3 protein-coding genes are annotated in these 5,509 nt (G+C 45.8%); 1 reads left to right on the top strand and 2 read right to left on the bottom strand.

Annotated features, from left to right (window positions below; genetic code table 11):
- Nucleotides 1–121: 121 nt before the first annotated feature.
- Together QUB70_RS31425 and QUB70_RS31430 are read right to left on the bottom strand one after the other, a co-directional pair.
- Nucleotides 122–1,645: a peptide ligase PGM1-related protein gene (locus QUB70_RS31425; RefSeq protein ID WP_332985685.1), complete on the bottom strand. Its 1,524-nt coding sequence runs from the start codon at nucleotides 1,643–1,645 to the stop codon at nucleotides 122–124.
- A 427-nt stretch (nucleotides 1,646–2,072) separates the two neighbouring features.
- On the bottom strand, nucleotides 2,073–3,686 hold the full coding sequence (locus QUB70_RS31430) for a glycosyltransferase family 39 protein (RefSeq protein ID WP_332985686.1): 1,614 nt from the start codon (nucleotides 3,684–3,686) through the stop codon (nucleotides 2,073–2,075).
- Nucleotides 3,687–4,001: 315 nt separating this feature from the next.
- Here QUB70_RS31430 and recA point away from each other — a divergent pair, with 315 nt between their 5' ends.
- Nucleotides 4,002–5,138, top strand: a complete 1,137-nt coding sequence (gene recA, locus QUB70_RS31435) for a recombinase RecA (protein ID WP_332985687.1) — start codon at nucleotides 4,002–4,004, stop codon at nucleotides 5,136–5,138.
- Nucleotides 5,139–5,509: the final 371 nt, after the last annotated feature.

Raw genomic sequence — 5,509 nt, forward strand, 5'->3', positions numbered from 1 at the left:
GCAAGATGCCCATTCCACAAGAAAAAAAATTTTGTGGGATGGGCATCTTGCCCGTCCTAGTTATTTTTGCAAGAGGTTTAATCATTCCGATACAACCGGAATTGATATCATTCCAGCATATTTAGTAAGACGTTTCGCGATCGAGAACTTTCACAACTTTGTTATACATCTCCTCAGCTTCTTGCTGCGAATTGCCGATACTCGTCAATCCCACTTTGCCAAACTCCGACAAACAACCCATTAAATGAAACACACTGCCCGTCTCTTTACCGCTGTCAAAGTGCAGTTGATTGTCAGCAATAATATCCATCAAATCGTTCGGTAACAATCCCCGATAGCGTTCTTTTTTCAAATTGTCCGAAGCAACATAATATTTCGGACGGCCCTGCTGACTGTAAAACAATCCCGTAGTACGATCGTACCGACCGTTTGTTAACAGCTTTAAAGCCATAAACGGATGAGTTGTGCCTCCTTTCCGTAAGTTAATTTCTATTGCTTGAAGATCCCATTTCCCATCGGATTGCTTGACCGCAAGAAAATCAACTCCAAATCTCTCTAAAGCGCCTTTTTTAGCTAAATTTTGGCCGACTTTCCATCCCAATTCCTGCAACGATATTCGATAAGATTCGTCCGCCGGAAATCGGCAACCCAAGAAAATTTGACCGTCTGGGCCTCCTAAAATTTGGTCGTGAGTTGAGAGAATTTCTACTTCACCGCTGGGAACAATTCTGCCTTGAACGCTGGGCGAGAACTTTTCTTCTCCTTCGATAAATGCTTCAGCAATTGCCCCTAATTCTGGAATGCGGCTGCTGAAATTTTCCCAGGTTTCGCCTGTGGATTGAAAGCGCAAATTATGGAAGCGATCGCCAATTGCTTTGACTCTTTCTTGAGGCGCTTTATCTGCGATCGGCTTCAAGTCTAAAATTGCATTTCCTTCCCCCGAAAAACCTTCATTTAACTTAATTACTATCCGCTGCAAATGCGGCTGCCTTTCCCACAAAAGAGCTGTAGCTTCCGCTAAATCTTCCGCATTCCAAACCAACTCCGAACCGTCAGGATAAGGCACGCCACATTCTTTGAAAATTTGCCTGCTGCCACTTTTGGTTCCCCAATACAACAGATCGGGATCGCTCGCCCACAAAGGAATCCCCAATTTAACAGATAACTCCCGTTCTAAGGGCGTCGAGTTATAACAAACCATATAAGATTTTGTCGGCCGCACTGCTTGACGAATGCGCTCCATCAAGCGGGGACGATCTAAAATTTTCTGGGTGAGGGATTTGGCAGAAGCATCGTAAGCACAGAACAGCAAAAGCCGATCGCGCGCGTGCGAAAATGGAATTCCCGGCAGCAATTGCAGGTAATAATCCACAATCATCGGGTGCAACGGTTCCGAAGTAATGTAAATTAAGCGCGTGCGGGGATTTCGCAGGCGAATTAATGAAAATAAATGCCGCTCTTCGTAGTGGTAAGCACCCTCAACTTTCTGCATTTCTTGCTGATCTAAGCTGAGAGAAGGAATGATAATAATGTCACAATCTCCGCTGTCGAATTCTTCGATAGCTTGCCAACGTTCGCGTAATTCTGTCTGAAGATTGCGAAATTGCTGTGCGGATTCGGAAGATGAATTATTTAACTCTTGCATTGCGTTTTATCCTAAGTATTCAAATAATTATTGCTGATGATGTCGGGTGTGTCAGCCCAAATACTTGAGACAACTGACACAGTTTTTTTGTCTGACTACAATTCTAAATCTTATACCAATTATTAAAACGAACAGTAGGGACTTAGGCCTTGCCGTGTCCCGAATCCCGGCGCCGGAGACGGCAATGCCCATAGGTGTCAACTTAAGCTTGAAAGCCTTGATAAATCTCGTTTTTACCTGAGTCCAGATCCCCCTAAATCCCCCTTCTTAAGGGGGACTTAAAGAGGCTTCCTGTCCCCCCCTTCTTAAGGGGGGCTAGGGGGGATCTGGCCTTAATAGTCAAACAGCAGCCTATAACTAGGTTTGACGTTAAGTTGACACGCCTTGGGCTCTTGGAGTGTCCCTACAGCTACTTTTCAGAATTGCTCTAAGAAGCTCGCCGCACTCGAAAAAGTTTGGCATATTCCAATATAGGCTCTAAGCGGCGTTGATTTTGCTTGAGTGCCGATCGCAATTTTTCCGAAGGGCGGAACACCAGGGGAGCCGAATATTTGTTCAGAATCTCGATTTCTGGCGACTGGCTCATCAGGATCAGTCGTACATCTTTGTCAAGCAAATAACTCAGAGAAAGCAAATCTCCCATGTTCGTAAAATCGTTGCCGCGATCGCTAATTACAATTGTATCTTTAAGCGATCGGTTAGCTATCGCCTCTTTGTTAATAATTTTCGCCACTTCAGCATTAAAATAGCTCAAGTCTTTGCTCCACCAAGTATCAGAAAAAGCGCTCACCGTACAGGAGGCTATACTTGCTGTAAACACCAAGGCTAAAATGACTTGCCAAAACCGCTGCTGAGTTTTCACGTTACTGGCGAGCAAGCAAGCAACTGCTAGCTGCACTCCCGGAAAGCACGAAATCAGATAGCGGCTGACAGCGGAACGTTTGCCACCCAAAATTATATCCGGTAAAGCCAGTATCAAAAAAGGTACAAAAATTGATGTTAAAATAAACAGCCAAGTGGAACTGCTAGCCCTGCGGCAGATTTTGTAAATGGCAGCCGCAATTAACAGCACAAATGGTAATCTCAGCAGATAAGTCCAGATATTATCAAACCCGAAGTCGAAGTCAAAAAATAAGGCTGTAAAGCTCAGCGTCCACAATTTGACAAGATACAGTAAACCCGGAGATACTCGCGTCCAATCTGTCGTAGCTGATGCGCGTTCCAGGTTGGTTGCCAGCACGTAAATCCACGGCAAATACAATATTAAAGCTGCTGTTACTGCTAAAAAAAATAGCGAATTCGTGACGTGACCTTCCACCTCTCTTTTTTTGACAAACAGCCAGTAAGAAATTACAAAAACTCCGTGTCCTGCGAGTGTTAAACTGAAGAAAGGGTGAGTGTAGAAACCAAGGGCGCTCACCAGCGAATAAGATACCCAATTTTGCCAATCCCGCAACCGCACAGCTCTCAGCAGCAGCCAACTGCTGCCAATAACTATGACTGTTAGCAAACTGTACTGCCTTGCTGTCTGAGCAAACAAGATATCAAAGGGAGATAAAGCCAAAAGTGCTGTTGCTAAGGTAGCAGTTAAATTTGAAGCGAAAAGTTCTTTAGTTAAAGCGTACATCAAAGGCAGAGATAGCAAACTCAATAGTGCTGGCAAAGTGCGGGATGCTGTTAGAGAACTGCCAAATTGCTGCATCCACAAACGAGCCATGAGAAAGTATAAAGGCGGATGCTGCGGGTCTTCTAGCGCTAAAGAACGAATTGTGTCTGCTTCTGTACTTCCGGGTTTAATCTGCTGATATTTTTGCAATTCGGGTGCGGGAATAATTCGGTTTTGAAATAATTGGTCGTCGATTTCTTGGCGGGTGAAACCAGCAGCGCGGATTGAGGTGTAAGCTTCGTCATGCCAGTAAAGTTTGCGATCGAGCTCAAAAAAGCGAAATCCGATACCTAATAAGATGCCGATCGCCAATAAGCTGATGGGCCAGCGGGAATTTTTGGTATTAGATGTGTCTTGATGTGTTGTAGATGCCATGCTTGTCCTAATTGTGGCGATTACTTGTTACCAGGCTCTTCCTGGTAACACAGATCCGGAGGCAGAGCCTCCAATTTTAATGTAAGCTTTTCGAGGCAGAGCCTCTGGACATCGGTTCCCAGACAGAGCCTGGGAACCAGTTAAATACCTTCTACATCATGGGCCTTCTGAAGCCTGGAGCAGGCTGAACCACCCCAAAATCAAGAATCTTCAACCAAATCCTCCCAGAACCTCCAGACCCCAAAAATAACTGCTAACATACGTGTTGTACAGTTAATCAACACGCTCCGCAAGGGGTCTACCCGCGTACCGAAAATGGCAAAAAAAGAAACGTCTATAAAAACTGCACCTGAAAACTCAGAAAAGCAAAAAGCCCTGACTTCCGTACTGTCCCAAATCGAGCGCAGCTTTGGCAAAGGGGCGATCGTCCGATTGGGAGACTCCACTCGCATGAGGGTAGAAACCATTCCCACCGGAGCCTTGACACTGGACATTGCTTTGGGCGGCGGTTTGCCAAAAGGCCGAGTTATTGAAATTTACGGCCCGGAAAGTTCCGGTAAAACAACACTAGCCCTCCACGCGATCGCCGAAGTCCAAAAATCCGGCGGAATCGCAGCCTTCGTCGATGCCGAACACGCCCTCGATCCCACCTACGCCTCAGCTTTAGGCGTCGATATTGAAAATCTTTTAGTTTCCCAGCCGGATACCGGCGAAATGGCCCTGGAAATTGTCGATCAACTCGTGCGTTCCGTCGCCGTCGATATCGTAGTAATTGACTCCGTAGCCGCCCTCGTCCCCCGCGCCGAAATCGAAGGCGACATGGGCGACTCCCACATGGGTTTGCAAGCCCGCTTGATGAGCCAAGCTTTGCGAAAAATCACCGGCAACATCGGCAAATCCGGCTGTACCGTCATTTTCCTCAACCAATTGCGGCAGAAAATCGGCATAACTTACGGCAACCCCGAAACCACCACCGGCGGCAACGCTCTCAAATTCTACGCCAGCGTGCGGCTCGACATTCGCCGCATTCAAAGCTTGAAAAAAGGTACCGAAGAATACGGCAACCGCACGAAAGTTAAAGTTGCTAAAAATAAAGTTGCTCCGCCTTTCCGCATTGCCGAATTTGACATTGTATTTGGCAAAGGCATTTCTACTTTAGGCTGTCTGACTGACTTGGCCGACGAAATGGGAGTAATTCTGAAAAAAGGTTCTTGGTATAGCTACAACGGAGAGAACATAGCTCAAGGACGAGACAAAGTGATCCAGCACATGGAGAAAAACATCGATTTCAAAAATGAGATTGAGGAGCTAGTTAAAAAGAAACTTGAGACAGGTGCTCTGGTTTCTGCTAATTCTGTCGCTCCTATTGAGGTAGATGAGGTAGATGATGTAGATGATGTAGATGATGTAGATGATGTAGATGATGTAGATGGTTTGGACGAAGAAATCTAAGTTTTTTAGTCCTCAATTATTACTCGTTTACTGGTTACTTTCGTTAAGAACGAAAGTAACGCTCAACAGCGACAAGCGAGCCTCGAATTTAATTTTCGCGATCGAGGCTCGCTTGTCGCTTACATGGGTTAAGAGGCACAGCCCGTAAAGCAGTAAAGCAGTAAAGCAGTAAACCAGTAACACAGCCTGGAAACCAGTAAAACCAGTAAATTATGCTTCGGCGCGATCGAATTTACTGGTTTACCTTAATGTCGGCAGAAGGCTCCCGCTAAACCATCGGGGGATTTATCGAGTTCCGCGAGTACCCCCGATGGTTTAGCGGTGAGATGAATGCCGACCAGCTAACAATTGAGCGATAGCGAATCATTATA

The organism is Microcoleus sp. A003_D6 (assembly GCF_036702825.1).
GTDB lineage: Bacteria > Cyanobacteriota > Cyanobacteriia > Cyanobacteriales > Microcoleaceae > Microcoleus.

Bases quoted from the DNA above. Each gene is read 5' to 3' on its own strand.
- QUB70_RS31425 (WP_332985685.1), bottom strand. From the start codon at position 1,645: ATGCAAGAGTTAAATAATTCATCTTCCGAATCCGCACAGCAATTTCGC.
- QUB70_RS31430 (WP_332985686.1), bottom strand. From the start codon at position 3,686: ATGGCATCTACAACACATCAAGACACATCTAATACCAAAAATTCCCGC.
- recA (WP_332985687.1), top strand. From the start codon at position 4,002: ATGGCAAAAAAAGAAACGTCTATAAAAACTGCACCTGAAAACTCAGAA.